The organism is Haloferax larsenii (assembly GCF_024730625.1).
Classification (GTDB): Archaea; Halobacteriota; Halobacteria; order Halobacteriales; family Haloferacaceae; genus Haloferax; species Haloferax larsenii.
Window position 1 is genome coordinate 1807015 of the sequence record NZ_CP078063.1, and the last position, 24228, is coordinate 1831242.

The following is a 24228-nucleotide window of genomic DNA, read 5'->3' on the forward strand; positions in this document are numbered from 1 at the left end:
AGGAATGGTTCGTCTCGGTGTTTGCGGCGAGGAAGGTCGCCGAAACGACCACCTTGTTGGCTGTCTATCAGGAACGTATGGTACTCGACAATGCGAGCGGCACGTTCGACATCGGCGGCGACCTGACCGTTCACCGACTCGGCTTTGGTGCGATGCGACTCACCGGCGACGACATCATCGGCGAACCGGACGACGTACAGAACGCGAAGCAGGTTCTCCACGAGGCCATCGCCCGCGGAGTCGATTTCATCGACACGGCGGATTCCTACGGACCTGCTGTCTCGGAGCGACTCATCGGCGAGGCGCTCGCGCCGTATCCATCGGACCTCGTCGTCGCCACGAAAGGCGGCCTCCTTCGGAACACCGAGGGGGACTGGAAGCCCAGCGGCTCTCCCGACTACCTCCGCAACGCCGTGCTCGGAAGTCTCGACAGGCTTCGGGTTGACACTATCGACCTCTATCAACTCCACCGCCCCGACCCGCACGTCGATTTCGAAGACTCGGTCCACGCGCTCGCCGAGATGCGCGACGAGGGACAGATTCGGCACGTCGGGCTCTCAAACGTCTCCGTCGAACAACTCGACGAAGCGCGCGATATCGTGGACATCGCGACGGTGCAGAACCAATACAACGTCGGAAACCGAGAGTCCGAGGAGGTGCTCGACGCTTGCGAAACGTACGATATCGGGTTCATTCCGTGGTTCCCGCTCGGTGCGGGCGACCTGGATGAGAAAGCCGACGCGGTGGCTGCGGTCGCAGAGAAACACAACGCGACACCCGAGCAAATCGCACTCGCGTGGTTGCTCCACCGGTCCGACGTCATGCTCCCGATTCCGGGCACGTCGAGCGTGTCGCACCTCCGTGACAACGTCGCGGCCTCGCACATCGGGCTCGACCGCGACGATATGGCGCGATTGGAGGAGTGACGATGGAGTTCACAGTCATCCAGGGAGATATCGCGGCCCAATCGGCCGACGCGCTCGTGAACGCCGCCGGAACGAGCCTCAGGATGGGGTCTGGCGTCGCGGGCGCGCTCCGCCGGGGCGGTGGCGACGAACTCAACCAGGCGGCGATGTCGAAGGGACCAATCGACCTCGGCGACGTCGCCGTGACTGACGCCTTCGACCTCGACGCCGACTACGTGATTCACGCGGCCGCGATGCCGCACTACGGCGACGGGCAGGCGACGGCCGAAAGCATCCGCGACGCCACCGAGAACGCGCTTCAGACCGCGGACGAACGCGGTTGCGAATCACTCGTCCTTCCCGCACTCGGGTGTGGTGTCGCCGGGTTCGACCTCGAAGACGGTGCGCGAATCATCTGCGAGGCGATTCGCGCGTTCGAACCGACTACCCTCCGCGACGTTCGGTTCGTCGCCTACGCCGACGACGAGTACGAGACGATTTCCCGGGTCGCCGAGGAGACGGGCTAACCCACGATAGGTATCAAAATAATAGAACAATTATTTAGACAATAGTTTTGACAGTTACGGCTGCAATGGGCGCGCTGAATACGAAGACAGCAGTCGTAACGGGTGGCGCAAGTGGAATCGGACGGGCGATTTCGATGGCGTTTGCACGCGAAGGATGCGATGTCGTCGTCGCGGACCGCCGGTCGGAACCGCGAACGGGCGGGACCCCGACACACGACCACATCGAGTCGGAGACGGATGCGCGGGCGGCGTTCGTCGAGTGCGACGTGGGCGACGTCGACCAACTCCGGTCGGCTGTCGACGCCGCAGACGAGTTCGGCGGCGTCGACGTGATGGTGAACAACGCCGGGGTCTTCCGCGAACAGAACTTCTTCGAGGTGACTGAGTCCGACTTCGACCACACGATGGACGTGAACCTCAAGGCGGTCTACTTCGGCGCACAGGCCGCCGCAAAGAAGATGGTCGAAGGCGACGGCGGCGACATCATCAACATCTCCAGCGTCTCGGGACTCCGCGGCTCGCCGGGGTTTTCGGTGTACGACGCGTCGAAGGGCGCGGTGAAGCTCCTGACGTACTCGCTGGCGGCCGAACTCGGGCCACAGGGAATCAGCGTCAACGCGATTCACCCCGGACTCACGGACACGAAGATGACGACCGAGGACGTTCCAATCCTCGGCACCGAGTCCGAAGAACTGTTCATGCAGAGTATCCCCGCGCGCCGTCCCGGCACGCCGGACGACGTTGCGGACGCCGCCGTGTTCCTCGCGAGCGACCGCTCGGACTACGTCAACGGCGAGTCCTTGGTCGTCGATGGCGGAATGAGCAGTTCGCTCTGACGGACTGGCTCCGCGGCCGTCTCTCGCACCGCCGGTTCGATTAACGTCGTTCGCTCCCTACGTGTTGCCATGGCTTCCCCTCGGGTGGACGACCCGCTCGACCTCGGCGGCATCACGCTTCGGAACCGCCTCTATCGAGCGCCGCTTCTCGAATGTGCGGGCAACGGACCCGACGCGGCAGCAGTGCTCGCCGAAGAACTCGAACCCGCGGCGCGGGCCGGGGCAGGACTCATCTGTCAGGGTGCGACTATCGTCCGCGAGTCGGGCGGCTGCGCCGCCCTGAATATGACCTCCGTCACCGACCCCGAGTTCGTCGCATCGCTTTCGACGGTGACAGACCGGGTTCACGAACACGGGTCGGCCATCGCCATCCAGTTGGAACACGGCGGCCTGCGGAGCATGGAGACGTGGCACGCTGGCTACCGGCAGGAGCACCCGAACCTCCAGCAACTCGCGGTGTCGCGGCCGCCGCGACTGCTTCGACTCCTCGACAGACTCGGCTTTCTGGACTACGACGCCCGCGTCCTCTCGACCGACGAGGTGTACGACCTCGCCGCCGACTTCGGCCGGTCTGCGGCGCTGGCGACCGACGCCGGGTACGACGTTATCCACCTTGCGGGGGCGAATATGGGACTCATCCACCAGTTTCTCTCGCCGTTCTACAATCGACGCGACGACGAGTTCGGTGACGGCGTCCGCTTTCTCGAAGTCGTCTACGACGAGATTCGCGCACAGGCCGGGGACGTGCCGGTGATGACCAAAGTGCCTGCCGAGACGGCCGCTCCGCCGGGAATCCGTCGGCACCTCACGGAAGACGACGCGGTCGATATCTGTCGCCGACTCGCCGACTACGGGTTCGATGCGCTGGTCCCCGTCTCCGGGTCGGTGTTTTGGGACGCGAGCATCGTTCGCGGGTCGTATCCCAAGCGCGCGTGGTCCGACGAGCAGTACCAAGCGGGATACGCCGCGGCGTTCGGCGGCCCGCTTCGCGCGCGACTCGTCGCACTCGGAAACCGTATCGAGGCCGCGTGGTACGATTTCGACCCGGCGTGGAACGAACACCTCTGTCGTCGCGTCAGAGATGTCGTGTCGGTTCCCGTGCTCTGTGAGGGCGGGATTCGAGAGCGCGGTCACATCGACCGACTGCTCGGCGACGCGTGCGACGCCGTCGGAATGGCGCGGCCCTTCTACGCCGAACCCGAACTCCCCGCGCGACTCCTCGGGCGCGACGTTGCGGACGACACGCGCGCCGTCTGCGAGAGTTGCAACAACTGCGCGGTGCCGCAGGTGACTGGTGCCGGAGGCGTCTGTCGGACGCCGTCGGTCCTCCGCGCCGCCGGGGCCCTTAAAAAAGAGGGTGCGTATAATCGACCGCCCGAACCACCGGAAGCGGATGGTGGCGACCCGGAGCGTTAATAAGGCTGTCGGCGGAGAAACACGGTAATGGCGCGCGACCGGTCCGCGATGGAGTCGGCCGAACTAACAGCGGTGCTCGAAGCGCTCGACGACGCGGACGCACGAGCCATCATCAGAGGACTCGAAGAACCCATGACGGCAAGCGAGATATCAGAGACGTGTGACATCCCCCTTTCGACGACGTATCGGAAGTTGGACCTGCTCACGGACGCGGCCCTCCTCACCGAAGGGACGCAGATTCGAGCGGATGGTCACCACGCGACGACCTACGAAGTATCGTTCGACGAGGTTCGGATTGCCCTCACGGAAGACCGGGACTTCTCCGTGAACGTCGGGCGACCCGAACGCAGACCGGAGGACCGTATCGCGGATATCTGGTCGCAGGTCCGGAGGGAGACGTAGATGGGTCACCTCACCACGTCGCCGACGATTGCGACGTTCATCATCGTCGTCAAGACCGGGATTCTCATCCTCGGCGGCCTCATCACGTACTTCAGCTACAAGGCCTACCGGCGGACGCGCTCGCCGGCGCTCCGAGCGCTCGCGCTCGGATTCGGTATCGTCACCTTCGGCGCACTGCTCGCGGGGGCGTTCGACGTGCTCCTCAACATCGACCTCGCGACCGGCGTCCTCATCGACGCGATACTGACGTTCATCGGGTTTGCGGTCATCACCTACTCCCTGTACGTCGAGTAACTGCCTTTTGCGAATCAGACCCGGCGCGTCGCCTCGGGTTCAATTGTGCTGTCGTTCTTGGGCTGACTATTCTTTCGCCGCTTGTACTGCTCTCCGGTGAGAGTGTACGGCGGCGGTCTCTCGTCTCGTTGTCTTCGGGGACCCAGTTTTGTCACGGACCAACACACGACTCATATTGCCCAAAAATCACAAAACCGTTATTACGATGGGGCCAGTACGGATAGGTATGTCCGACGACGAAATCGAAGAAATCCGCCAGCAGAAACGCGCCCAACTCGAATCCGAGATTCGCGGAGATGGTGCTGGAACTGTCGAAGAAGCCAGTGAACCACCGTCGGAGCCGATGTATGTAAACGGTGTCTCTGAGCTGAACGACACCGTCTCGAAGTACGACGTCGTGCTGGTCGACTTCTACGCGGACTGGTGTGGACCATGCAAGATGCTCGAACCGACGGTGGAGCAACTCGCCGCCAACACCGATGCGGCAATCGTCAAAGTCGACGTCGACAAGAATCAGGAACTCGCTGCCCAGTATCAGGTTCGCGGCGTTCCGACGCTCCTCCTGTTCGCCGACGGCGAGCCAGCGGAACAGATTGTCGGCGTCCGCGGCTACGACGACCTCGAAGGCCTCATCGACGCCCACCTCGCGTAACCGGTCTCCCGTCTCCAGTCCTCCGTTTTCTTGTCAGTGAGTGGTAACGCGGGTGTCGCTTATACCGTTCTCGCGCCAATCCCAGCTATGGAACTCGTCGCCGACCCGGTCGATATCGGAACTCGCGCGCCCACGGTTCTTCTCAACGAGGCGGACGCGGCGGAACTCGGTGTTCACGCGCTCGAACGCGTGCAACTCCGGCGCGACGGCCGGACCACCATCGGCATCGTCGAACTCACCGACGAACTCGTCGAGCCCGGAACACTCGGGGTGACGCGTCGACTCGGCCACATCGAAGGCTCGGTCGAGGTGTCGGTCGCACCGCAACCGAACTCGGTGTACTACATTCGGAAGAAACTCGATGGTATCGAACTCGAAGCGGACGAAATCGAGCGTATCGTCCGCGACATCTACGAGGACCGACTCGCAGACGCGGAGCTCAGCGCCTACGTCTCCGCCTCGTACACACAGGGACTGTCGATGGAAGAGACGATGCACCTCACCGAGTGTATGGCCAACATCGGCGAGCGTATGTCGTGGTCCGAGGACATCGTCGCCGACAAGCACTCTATCGGGGGCGTCGCGGGCAACCGCGTCACGCCGATTCTCGTTCCAATCGTCGCCGCGGCGGGACTGAAGATTCCGAAGACCTCGTCGCGGGCGGTCACGTCCGCGGCCGGGACCGCCGACACGATGGAAGTGCTGTGCGACGTCGACTTCTCTATCGACGAGATTCGAGACATCGTCGACGAGACCGGCGGCTGTCTCGTCTGGGGCGGCGCAGTGAACCTCTCGCCGGTCGACGACCGAATCATCCGGGTCGAGACCCCGCTTTCTATCGACCCGCGCGGGCAACTCATCGCGTCGGTCCTCTCGAAGAAAGAAAGCGCCGGCTCGACGCACGTCGTCGTCGATATCCCCTACGGAGAAGGGGCGAAAGTGGCGAGTCTCGCCGAGGCACGCGAACTCGCCGAGGACTTCAAACGCGTCGGCAGTCACCTCGGCATGTCCATCGAATGCGCCATCACGAACGGCGCGGCACCCGTGGGCCGCGGTGTCGGCCCCATCCTCGAAGCCCGCGACGTGCTCGCCACTCTCGCAGGCGACGGCCCCAACGACCTGCGAGTGAAGTCGATACGACTCGCCGAGCTCCTGTTCGAGTGTGCCGGTATCGACGCGGACGCGACCGAAATCCTCGACTCGGGGCAGGCCCGCGAGACGTTCCGAGAGATAATCGCCGCGCAGAACGGCGACCCTGACGTGGCGGCGTCCGACCTCTCGCCGGGCCGCCACACTCACACCGTCCGCTCCGACAACAACGGCGTGGTCACGCACATCAACAACCGCCTCGTCAACGAAGTCGCCAGACGCGCCGGCGCACCCAAGGACGCAGGGGCGGGTATCGACCTCCACTGTCGCGTCGGTGAGACGGCCGCAGTCGGTGACGCGCTCTTTACTATCCACGCGGAGTCCCCCGACAAGCTTGCAGACGCGGAGGACTTGGTTGGTCGCGTGGATACCGTGAGAGTTCGACACCCCGACGAGGCGCTCGTCGACCGGGTCTGAGCGATTTACTCGGGGGACGTGCGTCGTGTGAATCGACTTTTCTGCCAAACTATGACAATTGTTAACGCTATTCACGACCTATACGTATCAGCGTTCGCTGAGATGGCTGGTTGGGGGGCGCGACACGTAGAGACGGGCGCTTGCCGGGTGGGAAGACTATGGCAGCGACATCACCAGCAGAGACGAACAAGGCACTCGTACGGAGGCTCTACGAGGAGGGCATCAACGAGAAGAACGACGACCTGATGTTGGAGACGTACGCGAGCGACTACGTGATTCACGGCGCTCCGGGTACTGAGGACGGTCTGACTGGTCGCGACACCTTAGCACAGTACATTCAGGGGGTCCTCGAAGCGTTCCCTGATATGACCGCGACTATCGAGGCGATGGTCGCAGCGGACGATTTGGTTGCCGTCCGGCTCAACTACACCGGGACACACGAGGGTGAGTACATGGGTATCTCCGCGACGGGGAAGGCGGCGAGCTGGGATGGGATGGTTCTCTTCCGCATCGAAGATGGACAGATTGCAGAAACGTGGCCTGCGGTCGACGTACTCAGCTTGCTGCAGCAGCTCGGAGCTGTCGAGATACCTGACCTGTAACCGAAACACGGGCAGTACGTAGCCCTCACCTCGGCAACCATTTTTCCCCACTACCTGCGTACCCCAAGGTATGGACGAGCGCGTACACCCCGAGGTCCGACACGTCGCGGCGGACATCGACACGATGGAAGTTCGCGGTGCGGCGACCATCGCGGACGCGGTGGCTCGGGCCCTCAGAACACAGGCCGAAGAGAGCGACGCGACCGACCCGGAGGCGTTCCGCGCCGAACTCCGCGCGGCGGCCCGTGCGCTCCACGAGACGCGACCAACAGCGGTCAGTCTCCCCAACGCGCTCCGGTACGTCCTGCGCGGCATGTCGAGTACGACCGTCGAGGGTCTCCGGCAGGACATCGTCACGTCGGCAGACGACTTCTGCCAGCGACTCGACAGAGCGCAGGCGGACCTCGGCAAGGTCGGTGCGAACCGCCTCCGAGACGGCGACGTCATCATGACGCACTGTCATTCGACGGACGCCCTCGCGTGCGTCGAGGCGGCCGTCGAACAGGGCAAACACATCGAAGCTATCGTCAAGGAGACGCGACCGCGAAACCAGGGCCACATCACCGCGGAAGAACTCGCCGACATGGGCGTTCCCGTGACGCTCATCGTCGATTCGGCGGCCCGGCGCTACCTCAACGACGTGGACCACGTCCTCGTCGGTGCTGACGCCGTCGCCGCCGACGGGAGCGTCATCAACAAAATCGGGACGAGTGGTCTCGCGGTCAACGCCCGCGACAGGGGGACGCCAATCATGGTCGCCTCGCAGACGCTCAAACTCCACCCGGGGACGCTCACCGGCCACACAGTCGATATCGAGATGCGAGACACCGAGGAGATTATCGACGAGGAACGGCGCGAAGAAATCGGCAGTCCGAAGGTCGTCAACCCGGCGTTCGACGTGACGCCGCCGCGCTACGTCGACGCCATCGTCACCGAGCGGGGACAGTTCCCGCCCGAGAGCATCGTCACGCTGATGCGCGAACTCTTCGGTGAGGGAACGTCGGAGCCGTGGGCCGAACCCTGAGGGCGAGCGGACGGCGAGCGGACGGCGAGCTGACGACGACCGACAACTGACGGCTGTCTACGGGTGGCCAACGAGTTCGGACATCACTTTCATCTCGGCCTTTCGCAGGTGCTCTGCGGCGGTACTCGTCGAGCAGTCGAGTCGCTCCGCCACGTCTGCGACCGACCCCAATCGCGGTTCTCGATAGTAGCCACACTCCACAGCAGCCTCGACGGCTTCCCGCTGTCGCGGTGAGAGCGACCCCGGCGACACGTCTGCCGGCCCCGAGTACGGGCGGATTTTCAGAATCTCCACGTCGATGCCGTCGGGCGTGTCCTCGACCGCCGACTGGAGGGCATTGTCGGTGCCGACGAGCGTCACCGAAATCGAGCCGTCGCCGTCGAAGATGACCGGCGGAACGACGATGAGGTCGCCTTGGGTAATCGCCGCCGTCTGTCGCGCCCCCTTGGCGTCGAGTCGCTCGTTGACGACGATGAAAAAGGAGTCGCCGGGCATCTGTTTCACCTCGTACGAGAGAATACCCGGCGTCGCCGCCAGCGCCTCCTCGTAGGCGTCGATATCGGAGCCGACGATTTCGAAGATGATGGTGTTTTTGTCGGTCACCGTCGGGTTCCAGTGGTGCAACTTCGTCCGCTCGAACGCCTCGTGTTCGACGACGAACTCGTGCATCGGGTGCATCTGCTCGTCGTCCGGCTTGAATCGGAGTCCGACCGATTTCATGTCCGGGTGTAATCAGATGGAGTATAAAAAGCGGCCGCACTTGTGAGGCAGAATTCTGAATCGCGTCTTCGGAGAAACGTGACGTAATTCCACCAATGTCTCTCGAATCTCCACAAACCGCGACCGATTCGGATGCCGCCGGTGTCGCCACCACCGACGTCGACGCCGACGTGGTACGAAAGGTGCTCGGCGATTCTATCCTCGACCTCGACCAGCACGTCCACGCTCCCGAGGTGACGATTCGCCCCGACGAAGTCCAAGCGGTCCTCTCGACGCTCCGAACCGACCTCGGGTTGGACCACCTCTCGTGTGTCACCGCACAGGAGTACGAAGACCGCTACGAGTCTATCTACCACCTGAAATCGTACGACGACCCGACGCGCGAACTGAGTGTGGTCGTTCCCACGTCGCGGTCGGACCCCGTCAGCGAGTCGGCCGCGCCCGTCTTCGAGACGGCTGGCTGGCACGAACGCGAGGCGTACGACCTCGTCGGCATCCACTACGACGACCACCCGGACCTGCGCCGTATTCTTCTGCCAGAGACGTGGCAAGGTCATCCACTCGGACGGGACTACGACCAGCGACGCCCGCAAATCGTGAAATACGACGAGAACGCGAATCCACTCCACAAAGACGGGTGGAGCGAGGACAACACGATGCTTCTCAACATCGGGCCGCATCATCCCGCGACCCACGGCGTGATGCACCTCCAAGTCGTCCTCGACGGGGAGCAAGTCGTCGACGTGGAACCCGATATCGGGTACATCCATCGCTGCGAAGAGCAGATGTGCCAGCAGGGGACCTACCGACACCAGATTATGCCGTATCCCGACCGCTGGGACTGGGGCGGTGGCGGGCTTCTCAACGAGTGGGCCTACGCCCGCACCGCGGAGGAGTTGGCCGATATCGAGGTGCCGGAGTACGCACAGGTCATTCGGACGATGGCGGCCGAGTTGAGTCGAATTCTCTCGCACATGCTCGCCATCGCCGCCTACGCCCTCGACGTCATCGGCGACTTCACCGCGACGTTCATGTACGCCATGCGGGACCGCGAACTCGTCCAAGGTATCCTCGAAGACCTCACCGGACAGCGACTCATGTTCAACTACTTCCGACTCGGCGGGGTCGTCTGGGACATTCCCGAACCGCGCGAGTCGTTCTTCGAGAAGACTCGCGACTTCCTCGATGGGCTTCCCGAGCGACTCAGAGAGTACCACGACCTCCTCACGGCCAACGAGATTCTACAGGCGCGAACGCTCGACACGGGCGTCCTTCCGCCGGAGGTTGCCAAGAGCTACGGTGTGACCGGCCCAGTCGCCCGCGGTTCAGGCATCGACTACGACATCCGCCGCGACGACCCCTACGGCTACTACGACGAACTCGACTGGAACGTCGTCGTCGAAGACGACTGCGACAACTTCTCGCGCCTGCTCGTCCGGATGCGTGAGGTCGAGGAATCGGCGTCTATCATCGCCCAGTGCGTCGAGTTACTCGAAGACTGGCCGGAAGACGAACGGAACATCCAGGCGAACGTCCCCCGGACCATCAAGCCAGAGGAAGACACCGAAATCTACCGTGCCGTCGAGGCCGCGAAGGGCGAACTCGGTATCTACATCCGCGCCGACGGCACCGACAAACCGGCGCGCTTCAAGATTCGCGGCCCCTCGTTTTCGAACTTGCAGGCGCTTCCCGAGATGGCCGAAGGCGAGTACATCCCCGACCTCATCGCGGCTCTCGGCAGTCTCGACACGATTATGGGCGAAGTCGACCGCTGACTGGCAAAAAACAGGTTCGTTGCGGACGCGGCGTGCTTACCGCGGCGTCTCGGTGCCCCACTTGTCGAGGGCGACCGCGAGTTCCGGCGTCTCGTCTGCGACTTCTTGGATGGACTTGCCGTCGACGTAGCCGTCGATGGCGGCCCGAAGCGCGACTGCTCCGGCGCGGGTGCCGTCGGGGTGGCCGTGGATACCGCCGCCGAGTTGGACACAGACGTTGGTCCCGGTCGCATCCAAGAGGTCCGGCAGGAGGCCGGGGTGGAGACCGCCGGACGCGACGGGCAGCACGTCGGTCGTTCCGTAGAGGTCGCTGCGCATCCACTCGTTGATGCCGACGGTGTCTTCGTTTGCGAGTTTGCCGAGACCCGCGGTGCCGGTGTGAAGTTGGTCGACGCCGAGGAGGCGCGAAATCTGCGCGAGGACGCGCATCGAGACGCCGTGGGTCGGCATGCGGTCGAATGCGGCGTGCATGGCGCGGTGGGCGTGGATGGCCATGCCGTGTTTCTCGGTGCGCTCGCGGACGGTCTGGAGACCTGCCCAGCCAGCAGTGATGATGTCCACCATGACGTACTCGCCGCCCTGTTCGGCCACCTCGTCCACGCGGTCCAGCATGGTCTGGGTGTCCGCGGTGACGTTGATGAGGTAGGACTTCTTTTCGCCCGTCTCGTCTTCGGCGTCGTCGCGGAGGGCGAGCGACTCGGTCAGACGGTCGGCGAAGGGGTTGAAGTCTTGGTCGGTGAGGTTCTCGTCGTCCTTCAGGAGGTCGACACCGCCGAGCCACGCGTCGTATCCGACCTGCGCGTGGGATTTCGTCGAGAGACCGACTTTCGGCTTGGGGACCGTCGCCGTGATGGGGCGGTCGTCGACGCCGAAAATCTCCTCGCGGACCGACGAGCCGAAAAGCGGGCCGTCGAACGACGAGACGATGCTCTCGGGCCACTCGCAGTCCATGAGGCGGATGGTGTCGACCGCTTTCATGCCCATGATGTTGCCGGCGATACAGGAGAGTATCTGCGGCATGTTGCCGGGTTCGAATAGGCCCGCGGGGTAGGCGACGCCGATGGTGTCGCCGTCGATGGAGAAGGCGGTCGCACCCATGTCCGTGAAGTCCGCGCCGGTCTGGAGCGCGGCCCACGTCCCGTTAGAAGACTCGGAGGCCACTCGACTCGCGGCCTCCTCTGTCGTCATTCCGGTTGCGGGGTCGATACGAAACGTGCAGACGAGGTCCTCGTCGGTCGGTTCGTAGTCGAGGTCCAGGAAGTCTTCGTAGGTGATACCCATAGCTTCGCCTTCGGCCCCACGAATCTTAAAACGCTATCCAAAAGCGACTTTTGGGGTGGGGACGAACCCTAAGGACTTGGCTCGGCGACGACCCTCACAGCACGACGAACGTCGGGAGGTACAGCCCGATACAGAGGAGTGCCGCGCGGCGGTCGATACCCCGCCGCCAGTAAAACAGCGCCAACACGGCGACCGAGACGGCGAGCATGTAAACTCCCGAGGTCGTCACCGTCCCGAGGTCTGTGACGACCACGTCCGCGACGAGGGCACCGACACCGAGCGAGAAGACCGGGTCGGTGATGTTGCTGCCGAGAATCGCGCCGACGGAGATGCCTTCTTGTCCCTCTCTGGCCGCGATACCGGCGACGACGACTTCGGGAGCGGTCGTCCCGAGCCCCGTCAGCAATCCGACGAGGTACTCCGAGATACCGACGAGTCTGGCGAGTTCGATGCCGTTTGTCACCATCACCTGTCCACCGACGACGACCAACACCAGTCCGAACACCACACGTGGTAGTCCTCGTTCGGGCGTCTCTTCCTCTTCGACGACCTCCTCGGCGATTTCCTCGCCGCCCTCGTTGGTGTAGAGCGTGTAGACGAAGTTGACGTACGCGAGCATCATCAGAAATCCCTCGGAGCGCTGGATGACGCCGTCTTCGAGCGTAAGGAGCATGATAATCATCGCGAGGGTCATCGCGCCGCCGTATATCATCACGTCGCGGCGCTCGGCGACGATGGGCGAGATAAGCGCGACGATGCCGATTGCGAGGGTAATCTGCGACGTCTCGGACCCGACGATGTTGCCGACGACGAGGTCGCCCGCGCCGTAGGTGGCCGCGTATATCGAAGTGGTCATCTCGGGAATCGACGTTCCGACCGAGATGAGCGTCACACCGATGAAAAACGCCGAGACGCCGTAGAAGCGCGCGACTTCCGCTGCGGCGGTCACGGCCCTGTCGGCACCGAAGACGAGCGCGGCGAGTCCGGCGACGAAGAGTGCAACCTCCACGAGCATGACGTGGATGAATCTCTCCGCGAAGTGACGTAAAGCTCTCTGCGAAGTGACGTAATCCTCTTCTCAGGGCGACAGCAACGCTCGAACCTCGCGGAACTCGGGCACGTCACTATCGAGCGCGCCACAGAGCGCGTCGGCCGCACCCAGCAGCCACTCCGCGCGTTCGACGCGCGATTCGAGGTCTCCCGGCCCGATGCGGTAGCGCTCGACGAGGTCTTCGATTGTCTCTCCCTGCGACCACTCGTGGAGGATACGGGCGGTCTTGACGGCCGTCAGCCAGTCTTCGAACGATTCGGTTTCGCCCATCGCGGTCGTGAACTCGGCGGCGTGTGTGCGGGCGTACTGGTACATCAGCGCCCGCTCGCGGTTGCCGAGGTAGGTGTCGAGCATGTCGGGCGTGTCGCAGACGACTTCGAGCGCGGTGCGCGGGGTCACGTTCTCGTCGGCCATCGTCTGGATGGTGCGGATGCCGGAGACGATTCGCGCCCCGGTCGTCGGCGAGACGTACTGCCGAGAGGTCTGCGAGCCGAGCGTCGTCGCCGACAGCGTCGAGCCATCGACCGTCAGCATCTCCATCCGTTCGAGTTCGGAGACCACGTCGCTGACGAGCGCGGTGAGGTCCACGTCCGACTGCTGGTGGGCGTAGTAGGTCGCGGCGAACACGTCGACGACGCCAGCCACGGAGTCCGCGAACCCGGAGGCGACGACCGAGAGCACGTGCGTCCGAAGCGACTCGCGGTCGGCGAACTGCGAGTCGACGGCTTCTGCGTCCGCCTCGACGTAGCGTTCGACCAGTTCGTCGCGCGTGGTGTCGTCGCCGACGAGGACTGCCTCGCCATAGGGGTCGAGGTGTGGGCGACCCGCCCGGCCGCACATCTGGTGAACGTCGAGGACTGGAATCCACTCCATCGCGTCCCCAGTGTAGCGTTTCTGGTCGCGGATGACGACGCGCCGCGCCGGGACGTTCACGCCCGCCGCGAGGGTCGGTGTGGCGCAGATAACCGCCAGCCGACGCTCTCTGAAGGCCGTCTCGACTGCCGCGCGGTGGGAACTCCGAAGGCCGGCGTGGTGGAATCCGACCCCGGTGCTGGCGCAGTCGGCGAGGTGGGCACCGGTCGCCGTTCCCCCCAACTCGCGTAGTTCGTCGCCGAGGTCGGTCGCAGGCGACAGGTCCTCCTCGGCGAGTCGTTCCGCCAGCGACTCGGCTTCTCGGCGGGAGCGAACGAAGGCGAGACACTGGCCGCCGTTCGTGACCGCGTCTGCGACGAGCGAGACGGTCGCTTCGGTGTCTGCATCGTCTTTCGGACCGAGCGGTGGCACGTCCACTGCGAGTGAGGTGCCGTCGTCGAAGGAGACCGACTCGTCCGAATAGACGCCTGTCCTGAGCGAAACCGGGCGCCACGTACTCTCGACGAGGTCGGCGTCCAGCCACGAGGCGATGGTCTCGGGGTTGTCGACCGTCGCGGAGAGGGCGACGAGTTGGAGGTCGGGAACGCGGCGCTGGAGCGTCGCGAGCGTCATCTCCAGCGTCGGCCCGCGGCCGGGAGCGCCGAGGAGGTGGACCTCGTCGACGACGACGCAGGCGAGCGATTCGACCCACGAGGCACCGTTTCGAATCGCGGAATCGACCTTCTCGCTCGTGGCGACCACGATGTCGTACTCGCTGAGGTCCTCTTCGGCCGAGTCGAAGTCGCCGGTGGAGATGCCGACGCTCACGCCCGGCAGTTCGTCGAACGTCTCGTACTTCTCGCGTGCGAGCGCCCGAAGCGGGACGATGTAGAGCCCCGGTCCGTCGGCGGTGAGCATCGCCAGTTCGGCGATGAACGTCTTGCCGCTGGCGGTCGGAATGGCGGCGACGACGCGGCCTCCGTTTGCGACGCCTGCCTCGACGGCGGCCTCCTGCGGCGGGTACAACTCCTCGATACCGTTCGATTCGTAGTGGGAGACGAAGTCCGCCGACAGCGGGAGGTCACACACGCGCATCTGTCACACGGTGGACCCGGATTCACTTAAATATCTTCGCCGGTGTGACTGGTGCCTGGAAACACTGGTCCAGTTCTCGAACGTCCGTAGACGGCCGATTGGGGGGGTTCCACTCGGCAGCTATTTCCCTCACCTGGCCGATAGGTGAAAGCAGAAACATGCGCCGCAGTGCCCTCTTCCTCGTTTTGGTCGTCGTTCTCGCCGGGCTTCCCTCGCCGACGCTCGGTGCGGAGGCGACCGCCTACATCGACGACGTGTCCGTCTCGCCCGCACAACCCGCGCCGGGAGAGCGGTTCACGTTGACGACGGTGATTCAGAACGCCGAGAACAGTCCCTCGAACCTCGACGTGACCGACGTGTACGTCCGACGTGTCGACGACTCGGACGACATCACGCGCGTCGAAGAACTCGGCGTCATTCCGCCGGGAAGCGACCTCTCGGTCCCGTTATCGATGCGATTCGACAAGCAGGGGACCTACGACTTGCGCGTGAACGTGGTCGGACGGAGCGACGGGCAGGTCCAGCGACTCCAGTACCCGGTCGTCGTTCGCGTCCGTGAGGGCGGGCCGCAGGTCGCAGTCGACGTCGGCGATGCGGTCATCGGGACCGAAACGCCGGTGCGCGTCACCGTCTCGAACGGCGAAGACGCAGCGGTTCGGAACGTGCGTCTCTCGCTTGCCGCCGGGAGCGCCGCTGTCAAAAACAGCACGCGCGTCCTGCCGACGCTCGATTCAGGGGCCGCCAAGACGTTCGAGTTCATGGTCACACCGGAGACAGACGAGTCGGACGTCCTCGCGACGCTGCAATACACGACCGCCGACGGAAACGCGCGAACTGCCGAAGCGTCGGCCCCGCTCGTCGCGGATCAACTTCGAGAAGAGGTTCGACTGTCTCCCACCCTCGGGAGTGGAGCGCGCCCGGCGGTCCTCGTCGACGTGACGAACCTCGGAAACGCACCGCTCGAAGACCTCGTGCTCACGCTTCGTGACGGCGACGAGACGGTCCTTCGGAAGCCGGTTCGCGCGCTTCCCGCGGAGTCCGAGCGAACCGTCCGGCTGAACGTCTCGTCGGTCGACCGCGCGACCCTCGACGTGGTCGCGAGCTACGAGACGGGCGGATTGCAGGGTGAGGCGTCGTCGTCGGTCGAATACGTCGCCTCGCCCGGGACGATAGAACTCACCGGCATCGACGTGGAAATCGAAGACGGAAAGACGCACATCTCGGGGAGCGCGAGCAACGTCGGACTCAGCGACGCCCAGAGCGTCGTGGTTCGGGTCGTTCCGACTGACGGCGTCGTCCCGGCACGGCCTTACAAGGAGTACTTCGTCGGGTCCGTTCCGTCGAGTGACTTCGCATCGTTCGACCTCTATGCCGACGTCGAGGCTGGCGTCGAAACCGTCCCCGTCGAAGTGACGTACCTCTCAGACGGCCGCGAGAAAACGGTGCGGACGACCGTGGACGTGAGCGACGTCTCCAATCCCGCACCGGCACCCGAGCAGAACTCGGGCGGCGGACTTACCACGCCGTTGCTTCTCGGTGGCGGCCTTCTGGCTGGATTGGTCGTCGTGGGTGTCGGACTCTACGCGTACAGACAGCGCTGAACACCGATGTCGCACATCATCGAACTTCAGAACGTCTGGAAGCGCTACGAGACCGGCGGCGAGGTCGTCGAAGCCCTGAAAGACGTGGATTTCCACACCGACCCCGGCGAGTTCGTCTCCGTCATGGGACCGTCCGGTAGTGGGAAGTCCACGATGCTCAACGTCCTCGGCTTGCTCGACACGCCGACCGAGGGGACGGTCCTCCTCGACGACCGGGACGTGACCGACCTCTCGGACCGCGAGATGACGGCCCGACGCAAGGAGTTCATCGGGTTCATCTTCCAGAGTTTTCACTTGATTCCGACGCTGTCGGCGCTTGAGAACGTCGAAGTCCCGACACTGTTCGGGGACGACCCGGCCGCCCGCGAGCGAGCGACGACGCTCCTCGAACGAGTCGGTCTCGGCGACCGGCTCGACCACCGGCCCGACCAACTCTCCGGCGGGCAGAAACAGCGCGTCGCTATCGCTCGGGCACTAATCAACGAACCGCGCATCCTTCTGGCGGACGAGCCGACGGGGAACCTCGACCAAGAGACCGGACGGAGCGTCCTCGACCTCTTCGACGAGATTCGCCGCGAAGACGACGTCGCAATCGTCGCGGTGACACACGACCCGCAACTGTCAGACTACACCGACCGAACGGTCGAACTCGTCGACGGGAGGATTCAATGAACCCGCTGGAAGAACTCCTCCGACGCGTTCCCGCGTTGTTGATGGCGCGTCGGAACCTCTCGCGCAACCGGATTCGCTCCGGCCTCGCGATTCTCGGCATCATCATCGGCGTCCTCGCCATCGCCTCGCTCGGCATGTTCGGGACGACGCTCCGAACCGGCGCGGACCAGCAACTCGGCGACATCGGCAACGAAATCAGCATCTCGCCGAACCTGCAGGAGGGCGTCGAGGAACTGACCGACCGCGACGTAGACGAGATTCGCCGGGCCGTCTCTGACGGGTCGGTCGTTCCGATACGCTCGGACTCGGTGTTAGTCTCGCGAGGCGACCAACAGACAGTGACGACCATCTACGGGATGGAGAACCCCGGTGCCATCTACGAGGCGAGTGATGGTCGCGTCCCCGACCGCCTGCGACAGGGGGCGCTCGTCGGGTCCGGCACGGCCGAGTTGCTGGACATCGAGCCGGGGAACACCATCGCCGTGGACGGTCGCACCTACCGCGTCTCGGCCGTCTTAGCCGAACAGCAAGGTATCTCGCTCGTCAATCCGAACAGCGCCGTCGTCCTTCCGATGGAGGACGTAAACGGAACCGGCTACTCGCAGGTCGTCGTGAGCGCGGAGTCGGGACAGGCCGCAAACGAGTCTGCGGTCTCGATTCGCGAGGAGTTGAACGAGCGCGAAGAGCGCGTCACCGTCTTCGAACTCCAGTCGATTACCTCGGGTATCGACCAGTTCTTCGGCATCCTCAACACGTTCCTCATCGGAATCGGCTCGATATCGCTGGTCGTCGCGGGCGTGAGCATCCTGAACGTCATGCTCATGAGCACCATCGAGCGCCGACAGGAGATTGGCGTCCTCCGCGCGGTCGGCGTCCAACGCGGTGACATCATCCGAATGATTCTCGCCGAAGCGGGACTGCTCGGCACGGCCGGTGGCGTCGTCGGGGCACTCGTCGCACTCGCCGCGGGCGTCGCGCTCAATTCGTTCGTCCTGAACGACCCGATGGCGACGTTCCAGCCGATTAATTTCTTCTACGTGGCACTCGCGGTCGGCTTCGGTATCGCGACGAGCATCCTCTCGGGGCTGTATCCGGCGTGGAAAGCCGCCAACGAGCGACCCGTCGAAGCGTTACGAAATTAGTTCGGCGGCCGCCGTGGCGTCCGCTTTCGACTTCGAGAACGCGAAAAGAGAGACGCGTCGCGTTAGATGTAGTCGTGCTCTGCGAGGCGCTCGACGGCCTCGCGGAGGCGTTCTTCACTTGCAGCGTAGGAGATGCGGGCGTAGCCCGGCGCGTTGAATGCGCTGCCGGGGACGGTCGCGACCTTCGCGTCCTGAATCGCGCCCTCACACCACGCCTGGTCGTCTGCTCGCGGCTGCTCGCCGCTCGCGTTCTCTGCGGTGCCCTGCACCGCACTGTCGTCGACGGGGAGCATCATGTAGAACGCGCCCTTCGGGACGGCGACGTCCACGCCGTGTTCGGCGAGGAGGTCCACGAGCATGTCGCGGCGGCCTTCGAAGGCCTCGCGCATCTCTTCGACAGTGTCGTCGGTGCGGTCCGAGAGTGCCTCGACGCCGGCGTGCTGGACGAAGTTGACTGCACAGGAGACAGAGTGCGAGTGCAGCTTGCCAGCCTGCGAGATGAGGTCCTCCGGTGCGTGGAGGTAGCCGAGCCGCCAGCCGGTCATCGAGAAGGCCTTCGAGAAGCCGTTGATGGTGATGGTGCGGTCTTCCATCCCGTCGAGGGAGCCGAGCGACGTGTGCTCGAAGCCGTCGTAGGTGATGCGCTCGTAGATTTCGTCGGAGATGACGGCGATGTCGTGTTCGACCGCAAGGTCGCGGACTCCTTCGAGCGCCGCGTCGGAGAAGACGCCGCCAGTCGGGTTCGACGGGCTGTTGACGACGAGCAGTTTCGTCTCGTCGGAGACGGTGTCTGCGAGTTCGTCGAGTGCGGGTTCGAGGCGGAAGTCGTGCGGCGCGAGGTCGACGCGCTTCAGGGAGCCGCCGGAGAGCTTGACCATCGCCTCGTAGGAGACCCACGCGGGGTCCAGCAGGACGACTTCGTCGCCATCGTCGATGAGGGTCTGGAACGTCTCGAAGAGTGCCTGCTTGCCGCCGGGCGTGACGATGACCTCGTCGGCGTCGGCGTCGACGCCGTTGCCGCGGAGTTTCTCCGCGATGGCTTCCTTGAGTTCCGGGATGCCGTTCGAGGAGGTGTAGCCGGTGTGTCCGGCGTCCATCGCGTCCTTGGCTGCCTGAACGATGTTCTCGGGCGTCGGGAAGTCCGGTGCGCCGACCGAGAGGTCGACGACGTCTTCGCCCTGCGCTTCCAGTTCGCTCGCGAGGTTCGAGATGGCGAGCGTGGCGCTCGGTTCGACCCGGTCTACCCGGGCGCTGAAGTCGAAGTTCATGCCAACGCCTCCACCAACTCAGTCGCTGCGTAAACCGCTTCCGCACCTTTGCTGATGCGTTCGCGTGCTTCGGCACCGCTCATTCCGGGGCCGGAGACGCCGAACGTGACGGGTTTGTCGCGGTCGAGCGAGACCTCCGTCAGCGACTTGGCCGTCGCGTCGGCGATGACCCGGTCGTGGTCGGTGTCGCCGGTGACGATTGCGCCGACGACCGCGACTGCGTCGATGTCGTCGCGGCGGGCCAGTCGGTCGGCCGCGAGGGGCGAGTCGTACGCGCCGGGGACGTGGACCGTTTCGGCCACCTCCGCGTCGCGCTCTGCGGCCGCTTCGTGGGCCGCCTCCTCCATTTGCTCGGTGACCGACGAGTTGAATCGGGCCACCACGAGTCCGAGAGAGACCATGCGCGACCCTTCCCGTGGCCGCTAAAAGAACTACCGACACCAACTGATTTGGCCGCGACACCAGAAGGAACCGAACGTCCAAGTCGGTCACACTGAACCCTCAGGCCAGTCACACTGTCTGTCTCGACAGAACGTGTCGCCCAGTCGTAAACACAAAAGTTGTATTAGTCGGGGCGGGAGGAAGCCACATGAGTACAGACAGTGGGCCCGGGATGGTCACTCGGACCCGTGCCCTTCTCGCGGTCTTCGGCATCGTCGCCGTGGCCCTCCTCGTCCGTCTCGTCGACCTTGGCGGGCGAATCTTCCACTGGGACGAAGGCCGCGTCGGCTACTGGATTCTCCGGTATCACGAAACCGGCTCGTTCTCGTATCGACCCATCATCCACGGACCGTTCCTCCCTATCGTCAACGACTACGTCTTCGCAGTGCTACCCGCGACGGACTTCACCGCCCGCTTGCCGGTGGCGCTCGTCGGCGGCCTGCTCCCGCTTTCGGTGTGGCTCTTCCGAAAGCACCTCCGACGAGACGAACTCGTTGCGCTCGCGCTCTTCTTCGCGTTCAATCCGCTTTTGGTCTACTACTCGCGGTTCATGCGCAACGACGTCCTCGTCGCGACGTTCTCCTTCGTCGCCCTCGGGTTCGTCGTTCGGGCGTACGACACTGGTCGCCTCGCCTATCTCATCCCCGCAGGTATCTCGTTCGCGACGGGCGCGGCGACGAAAGAGAACTACCTCGTCTACCTCCTGTGTTTCCTCGGTGCCGGGGCACTCGTCTTCGACCATCGCCTGCTTGCGCGAACCTCGGCCGGTGAGTCTGCCCGCGACATCCTCTTCACCGAACTCCCCGCGTCTCTCAAAGACCGACTCCGACGACGCGGTGCGGGGAGTCTCTCGGCGGGCACGTTCCGTGCTGGCGTCGGTATCCTCGGCGGCATCGCAGCGTTCTTCGCCGTGTTCGTGTTCTTCTACGCGCCTCGCCCCGACCTGTGGAACGCCTTCGGGAACCCCGCCGCACTCCCCGGCGTCGTCGAAGCCGGGTCTCTCGGTGCATTCGAGAGCATGGGCGGAAGCTGGCTCGACGGCAGCCACCAGTCCCACGAGTACCTCCCGTACCTGAAGGACTTCCTCGAAACGTTCGTCTACGGCGCGCCGGTGCTCATCGTCTTCGCACTCCTCGGCATCGTCGTGGACCGCTACGGTGTCGTCGCCGGGCGACTCCGGTGGCTCGTCGTCTTCGCGACCTACTGGGGCGGCGTGAGCATCTTTGGCTACCCGCTCGCGACCGACATCCAAGCGCCGTGGGTCGTCGTCCACGCCGTCGTTCCGCTTGCCATTCCGGCAGCCGTTGGCCTCGCATTTATCTTCCGTGCCGCCACGAAAGCGGTCGACACACAGGACACTGTCGGCGTCGGACTCGCTGCACTTGTCTTGCTCGCGTCGGTCGGCGGCGTCGCCGCGGCCAACTACGACTACTGGAACGCCTCGACCGACGAAGACAAGGTCGTGCTCCAGTGGGCCCAACCCGAGAATGACCTGAAACCCACGCTCGACGATATCGCGGCCGTCTCGGCCAACAACGGCGGCACGGACGTGCTCTTGTACGGGACGCACCCCCCGAACAACGCCGACGAGACGCACTTCTACGTCACAGACGAGTCGAACCCGCTCGGTGGACCGTCGTGGCACAGTCGCCTTCCACTCCCGTGGTACTTCGAAGGTGCCGACGTCGAACGCACCAGTAGCGCACCCGAGACGTCCGCGAGCGAGATTGCACAGAACCCGCCGCCGGTCGTCGTCGCCTACGAGTGGGACCGCGCGGAACTCGAATCCGAACTCGACGGCTACGAAGTCCGCCAGCACGCGTTCAAGCTCTGGAGCGAGGACGTCGTCGTGTTCATCGACCGCGACGCACTCGCCGCGGCGAACGCCTGACTGGTCCGAGCTCTCGTCACCCCGGGTTCCTGTTGACTCCAAGCCCCTGCCGATTCCCAGCTGAACTTTTCGGTGGGGTGGAAGATGCCTCCGAGCGACAGCTGGTTCGAAAACTCCACTCCTTAGGCACGAACATGCACATTCTGCCGCACAGTGTGGCAACATTTATGCACCAATATACTGAATCCGCGACTGTGACCGTCTCCGTACCCGGACCCACACTCGGCGTCGTCGGCGGCGGCCAACTCGGGCGTATGCTCGCCGAGGCCGCTTCGCCGCTCGGCGTCGACGTCGTGGTTCTCGACCCGACGCCGAACTGTCCCGCATCGACTGTCGCCGACCAAATCGTCGGGGCGTTCGACGACCCCGACGCGATGGCGGAACTCGCTGCGCGAGCCGACGTACTGACGTTCGAAATCGAGCTCGCGGACCCAGACCTCCTCGACGAACTCGCCGCCGAGGAGGGAATCGATGTCCACCCGTCTCCCGACGCACTCCGGACTATCGAGGACAAACTGATTCAGAAAGACACCTTCGGCGAGGCGGGGATTCCGATTCCGCCGTTCCACCGCGTCGACGACGCAGCGGACCTTCGCGCCGCACTCGACGAGTTCGGTTCGGTGATGCTGAAGGCGCGAACCGGCGGCTACGACGGCCGCGGCAACGTCCCCGTCACCGACCCCGACGACGCGGAGGCCGCAATCGAGGAAGTCGGCGGTCCGGCGATGGCAGAAGCCTTCGTCGATTTCGAACGCGAACTCTCGGTCATCGGCGTCCGCGGCGACGACGAGATTCGGACCTTCCCCGTCGGCGAGAACGTCCACGAAGCGGAGATTCTTCGGGAGACTATCGTCCCCGCACGGACGACCGACGACGTCCGCGACGAGGCCGACCGCGTCGCGCGCGAAGTACTCTCGCATCTCCCCGGTCGCGGCGTCTTCGGCATCGAACTGTTCGAGACGAGCGAAGGCGAGGTGTTGGTGAACGAAGTCGCCCCGCGCCCGCACAACTCCGGCCACTGGACCATCGAGGGGGCGCTCTCGTCGCAGTTCGAACAGCACGTCCGCGCCGTCCTCGGGTGGCCGCTGGGCGCGACCGACCGCCGCGCTCCGACCGTGATGGCGAACGTTCTCGGAACCGTAGACGAACCCCGTGTCGCCCGCCTCGGCGGTCTCGACGACTTGCTTTCCGAATCCGGCGTCTCGCTGCACTGGTACGGCAAAGAACAGGTTCGCCCGCTGCGGAAGATGGGCCACCTCACGGCCGTCGGCGAAACCGACCTCGAAGTGCTTCTCTCTCTCGCGCGAGAACTCCGCGACGGACTGCACTTCGAGTAACGAGCCGAAGACGACTCGCACACCACACGCTACCATCCTCGTTCCATGACGACAGAACACGACCTCATCGACGAACTGCACGAACAGGCCGCCGCAGACACCGACCCCGAGACGACGCCCGACGTGGGTATCATCATGGGTTCGGACTCGGACCTCGACGTGATGTTCGGTGCCCACGAGGCGCTCGACACGCTCGGGTTCGGTGAACAGACGGACTACCACGACGCACCGGACGAGCGCTTCACCTACGAGACGTACGTCGTCTCCGCACACCGGACGCCCGACCTGATGTACGCCTACGGCGAGACGGCTGCCGACCGCGGTATCGAGGTCATCATCGCCGGCGCGGGCGGGAAGTCTGCAGACCTGCCGAACATGACTGCCTCCATCGCCTATCCGCTGCCCGTCGTCGGGGTGCCGGTCCAGGAGAAGTCGGTAGACTCCGTCATCGGAATGCCGACGGGTGCGCCCATCGTCGCCGTCGACGCGGGTAAGTCGTTCAACGCGGCGCTCTCGGCGGTCCAGATGCTCGCGCGCGGCCACGCCGAACTCGAAGACCGACTCGTCGAGTACCACGAGGAACTCGTCGCGGACGTCGCGGACACGTCGGCCCGACTTCACGACCTCGGCGTCTCGGGCTTCCGCGACTCGGTGTAGTCCGGGTTCAGTCGCATTGCGCTGTTTTTCGCCGAATGTGTGTGGCTGCGTCGCAATCGTATATGCGCGCTCCCGCATTTGAAAGGGGCTTTTTCCGGGGCGTCGGCCGGTCGTTCGGTCCAAACCGTCACCGGCGCACCGTTGCGGGCTTCTCTGGCGTATTTTCCAAATAGAAGGCTTCTCGCGCCCGAAACACACAAATCAATGTTTATAGGGGAGCG

Annotated in this window: 23 protein-coding genes; 17 read left to right on the plus strand and 6 right to left on the minus strand. The window is 64.4% G+C overall.

From position 1 onward, the window contains the following. Nucleotides 1-77 precede the first annotated feature (77 nt). The 10 genes from KU306_RS09425 (at nt 78) to KU306_RS09470 (ending at nt 8224) form a co-directional block, all read left to right on the plus strand. Complete coding sequence (locus tag KU306_RS09425) at nt 78-926, plus strand: aldo/keto reductase (RefSeq protein ID WP_258301793.1); 849 nt, start codon at nt 78-80, stop codon at nt 924-926. A 2-nt stretch (nt 927-928) separates the two neighbouring features. Next, on the plus strand, nt 929-1432 hold the full coding sequence (locus KU306_RS09430; protein WP_258301794.1) for a macro domain-containing protein: 504 nt from the start codon (nt 929-931) through the stop codon (nt 1430-1432). Nucleotides 1433-1497: 65 nt separating this feature from the next. Beyond that, nucleotides 1498-2268 carry an SDR family oxidoreductase gene (locus tag KU306_RS09435; RefSeq protein WP_258301795.1) on the plus strand — a complete coding sequence of 257 codons (771 nt, stop codon included), beginning with the start codon at nt 1498-1500 and terminating at the stop codon, nt 2266-2268. A gap of 69 nt (nt 2269-2337) precedes the next feature. After that, nucleotides 2338-3684, plus strand: coding sequence for an oxidoreductase (locus tag KU306_RS09440; RefSeq protein ID WP_258301796.1), 1347 nt, complete (start codon nt 2338-2340; stop codon nt 3682-3684). A gap of 27 nt (nt 3685-3711) precedes the next feature. Next, a complete protein-coding gene (locus KU306_RS09445) occupies nt 3712-4086 on the plus strand; it encodes a winged helix-turn-helix domain-containing protein (RefSeq protein ID WP_007539002.1) in 375 nt (124 codons plus the stop codon). Then, the gene (locus KU306_RS09450) at nt 4087-4380 is read left to right on the plus strand and encodes a DUF7521 family protein (protein WP_007539004.1); all 294 of its coding nucleotides are present in this window, start codon (nt 4087-4089) and stop codon (nt 4378-4380) included. Between the two features lie 226 nt (nt 4381-4606). Continuing rightward, entirely contained in the window at nt 4607-5032 is a 426-nt protein-coding gene (trxA, locus tag KU306_RS09455) for a thioredoxin (protein WP_007539006.1), read from the plus strand. Between the two features lie 87 nt (nt 5033-5119). Then, complete coding sequence (locus KU306_RS09460) at nt 5120-6598, plus strand: AMP phosphorylase (protein ID WP_258301797.1); 1479 nt, start codon at nt 5120-5122, stop codon at nt 6596-6598. 158 nt (nt 6599-6756) lie between these two features. Further along, nucleotides 6757-7200 carry an ester cyclase gene (locus KU306_RS09465; RefSeq protein ID WP_258301798.1) on the plus strand — a complete coding sequence of 148 codons (444 nt, stop codon included), beginning with the start codon at nt 6757-6759 and terminating at the stop codon, nt 7198-7200. A 70-nt stretch (nt 7201-7270) separates the two neighbouring features. Beyond that, entirely contained in the window at nt 7271-8224 is a 954-nt protein-coding gene (locus tag KU306_RS09470; RefSeq protein WP_258301799.1) for a ribose 1,5-bisphosphate isomerase, read from the plus strand. Between the two features lie 57 nt (nt 8225-8281). Here the strand turns inward: KU306_RS09470 and KU306_RS09475 are convergent, their stop codons facing one another. Then, a complete protein-coding gene (locus KU306_RS09475) occupies nt 8282-8944 on the minus strand; it encodes a helix-turn-helix domain-containing protein (RefSeq protein ID WP_007539010.1) in 663 nt (220 codons plus the stop codon). A gap of 95 nt (nt 8945-9039) precedes the next feature. On the opposite strand from KU306_RS09475, the gene KU306_RS09480 reads away from it, so the two are divergent. Beyond that, complete coding sequence (locus KU306_RS09480) at nt 9040-10719, plus strand: NADH-quinone oxidoreductase subunit D (protein ID WP_258301800.1); 1680 nt, start codon at nt 9040-9042, stop codon at nt 10717-10719. 36 nt (nt 10720-10755) lie between these two features. Here KU306_RS09480 and rbcL read toward each other — a convergent pair whose 3' ends face one another. From rbcL to KU306_RS09495, 3 genes are all read right to left on the minus strand, one after another. Beyond that, a complete protein-coding gene (gene rbcL / locus KU306_RS09485) occupies nt 10756-12000 on the minus strand; it encodes a type III ribulose-bisphosphate carboxylase (RefSeq protein WP_007539013.1) in 1245 nt (414 codons plus the stop codon). A 94-nt stretch (nt 12001-12094) separates the two neighbouring features. Continuing rightward, nucleotides 12095-13015: a sodium:calcium antiporter gene (locus tag KU306_RS09490; protein ID WP_007539015.1), complete on the minus strand. Its 921-nt coding sequence runs from the start codon at nt 13013-13015 to the stop codon at nt 12095-12097. A 63-nt stretch (nt 13016-13078) separates the two neighbouring features. Beyond that, complete coding sequence (locus KU306_RS09495) at nt 13079-14998, minus strand: DEAD/DEAH box helicase (RefSeq protein WP_258301801.1); 1920 nt, start codon at nt 14996-14998, stop codon at nt 13079-13081. Nucleotides 14999-15156: 158 nt separating this feature from the next. Here KU306_RS09495 and KU306_RS09500 point away from each other — a divergent pair, with 158 nt between their 5' ends. Genes KU306_RS09500 through KU306_RS09510 form a run of 3 tightly spaced genes read left to right on the plus strand, consistent with a single transcriptional unit; the run spans nt 15157 to nt 18413 of the window. Further along, nucleotides 15157-16599, plus strand: coding sequence for a COG1361 family protein (locus KU306_RS09500; protein ID WP_258301802.1), 1443 nt, complete (start codon nt 15157-15159; stop codon nt 16597-16599). Nucleotides 16600-16605: 6 nt separating this feature from the next. Then, nucleotides 16606-17271: an ABC transporter ATP-binding protein gene (locus KU306_RS09505; RefSeq protein ID WP_007539025.1), complete on the plus strand. Its 666-nt coding sequence runs from the start codon at nt 16606-16608 to the stop codon at nt 17269-17271. After that, nucleotides 17268-18413 carry an ABC transporter permease gene (locus KU306_RS09510; protein ID WP_258301803.1) on the plus strand — a complete coding sequence of 382 codons (1146 nt, stop codon included), beginning with the start codon at nt 17268-17270 and terminating at the stop codon, nt 18411-18413. The genes KU306_RS09505 and KU306_RS09510 overlap by 4 nt, the downstream gene beginning before the upstream one ends. 62 nt (nt 18414-18475) lie before the next feature. On the opposite strand, the gene KU306_RS09515 is transcribed toward KU306_RS09510, so the two are convergent. Both KU306_RS09515 and ribH read right to left on the minus strand, forming a co-directional pair. Then, nucleotides 18476-19681, minus strand: a complete 1206-nt coding sequence (locus KU306_RS09515) for a pyridoxal phosphate-dependent aminotransferase (RefSeq protein ID WP_258301804.1) — start codon at nt 19679-19681, stop codon at nt 18476-18478. Next, the gene (gene ribH / locus KU306_RS09520; protein WP_258301805.1) at nt 19678-20082 is read right to left on the minus strand and encodes a 6,7-dimethyl-8-ribityllumazine synthase; all 405 of its coding nucleotides are present in this window, start codon (nt 20080-20082) and stop codon (nt 19678-19680) included. The genes KU306_RS09515 and ribH overlap by 4 nt, the downstream gene beginning before the upstream one ends. A 188-nt stretch (nt 20083-20270) precedes the next feature. Between ribH and KU306_RS09525 the strand changes: the two genes are divergently transcribed. The 3 genes from KU306_RS09525 (at nt 20271) to purE (ending at nt 24007) form a co-directional block, all read left to right on the plus strand. Then, nucleotides 20271-22013, plus strand: a complete 1743-nt coding sequence (locus KU306_RS09525; RefSeq protein WP_258301806.1) for a flippase activity-associated protein Agl23 — start codon at nt 20271-20273, stop codon at nt 22011-22013. 194 nt (nt 22014-22207) lie between these two features. Continuing rightward, nucleotides 22208-23350, plus strand: a complete 1143-nt coding sequence (locus KU306_RS09530; RefSeq protein ID WP_258301807.1) for a 5-(carboxyamino)imidazole ribonucleotide synthase — start codon at nt 22208-22210, stop codon at nt 23348-23350. A gap of 45 nt (nt 23351-23395) precedes the next feature. Further along, complete coding sequence (gene purE / locus KU306_RS09535; protein WP_258301808.1) at nt 23396-24007, plus strand: 5-(carboxyamino)imidazole ribonucleotide mutase; 612 nt, start codon at nt 23396-23398, stop codon at nt 24005-24007. The last annotated feature ends 221 nt before the right edge of the window (nt 24008-24228 follow it).

Coding starts and splice junctions, on each gene's coding strand:
- KU306_RS09450 (WP_007539004.1), top strand. CDS start 4,087: ATGGGTCACCTCACCACGTCGCCGACGATTGCGACGTTCATCATCGTC.
- purE (WP_258301808.1), top strand. CDS start 23,396: ATGACGACAGAACACGACCTCATCGACGAACTGCACGAACAGGCCGCC.
- KU306_RS09495 (WP_258301801.1), bottom strand. CDS start 14,998: ATGCGCGTGTGTGACCTCCCGCTGTCGGCGGACTTCGTCTCCCACTAC.
- KU306_RS09425 (WP_258301793.1), top strand. CDS start 78: ATGGTACTCGACAATGCGAGCGGCACGTTCGACATCGGCGGCGACCTG.
- KU306_RS09445 (WP_007539002.1), top strand. CDS start 3,712: ATGGCGCGCGACCGGTCCGCGATGGAGTCGGCCGAACTAACAGCGGTG.
- KU306_RS09515 (WP_258301804.1), bottom strand. CDS start 19,681: ATGAACTTCGACTTCAGCGCCCGGGTAGACCGGGTCGAACCGAGCGCC.
- KU306_RS09435 (WP_258301795.1), top strand. CDS start 1,498: ATGGGCGCGCTGAATACGAAGACAGCAGTCGTAACGGGTGGCGCAAGT.
- KU306_RS09440 (WP_258301796.1), top strand. CDS start 2,338: ATGGCTTCCCCTCGGGTGGACGACCCGCTCGACCTCGGCGGCATCACG.
- KU306_RS09470 (WP_258301799.1), top strand. CDS start 7,271: ATGGACGAGCGCGTACACCCCGAGGTCCGACACGTCGCGGCGGACATC.
- KU306_RS09475 (WP_007539010.1), bottom strand. CDS start 8,944: ATGAAATCGGTCGGACTCCGATTCAAGCCGGACGACGAGCAGATGCAC.
- rbcL (WP_007539013.1), bottom strand. CDS start 12,000: ATGGGTATCACCTACGAAGACTTCCTGGACCTCGACTACGAACCGACC.
- KU306_RS09480 (WP_258301800.1), top strand. CDS start 9,040: ATGTCTCTCGAATCTCCACAAACCGCGACCGATTCGGATGCCGCCGGT.
- KU306_RS09510 (WP_258301803.1), top strand. CDS start 17,268: ATGAACCCGCTGGAAGAACTCCTCCGACGCGTTCCCGCGTTGTTGATG.
- trxA (WP_007539006.1), top strand. CDS start 4,607: ATGTCCGACGACGAAATCGAAGAAATCCGCCAGCAGAAACGCGCCCAA.
- KU306_RS09465 (WP_258301798.1), top strand. CDS start 6,757: ATGGCAGCGACATCACCAGCAGAGACGAACAAGGCACTCGTACGGAGG.
- KU306_RS09525 (WP_258301806.1), top strand. CDS start 20,271: ATGAGTACAGACAGTGGGCCCGGGATGGTCACTCGGACCCGTGCCCTT.
- KU306_RS09490 (WP_007539015.1), bottom strand. CDS start 13,015: ATGCTCGTGGAGGTTGCACTCTTCGTCGCCGGACTCGCCGCGCTCGTC.
- KU306_RS09430 (WP_258301794.1), top strand. CDS start 929: ATGGAGTTCACAGTCATCCAGGGAGATATCGCGGCCCAATCGGCCGAC.
- ribH (WP_258301805.1), bottom strand. CDS start 20,082: ATGGTCTCTCTCGGACTCGTGGTGGCCCGATTCAACTCGTCGGTCACC.
- KU306_RS09460 (WP_258301797.1), top strand. CDS start 5,120: ATGGAACTCGTCGCCGACCCGGTCGATATCGGAACTCGCGCGCCCACG.
- KU306_RS09505 (WP_007539025.1), top strand. CDS start 16,606: ATGTCGCACATCATCGAACTTCAGAACGTCTGGAAGCGCTACGAGACC.
- KU306_RS09500 (WP_258301802.1), top strand. CDS start 15,157: ATGCGCCGCAGTGCCCTCTTCCTCGTTTTGGTCGTCGTTCTCGCCGGG.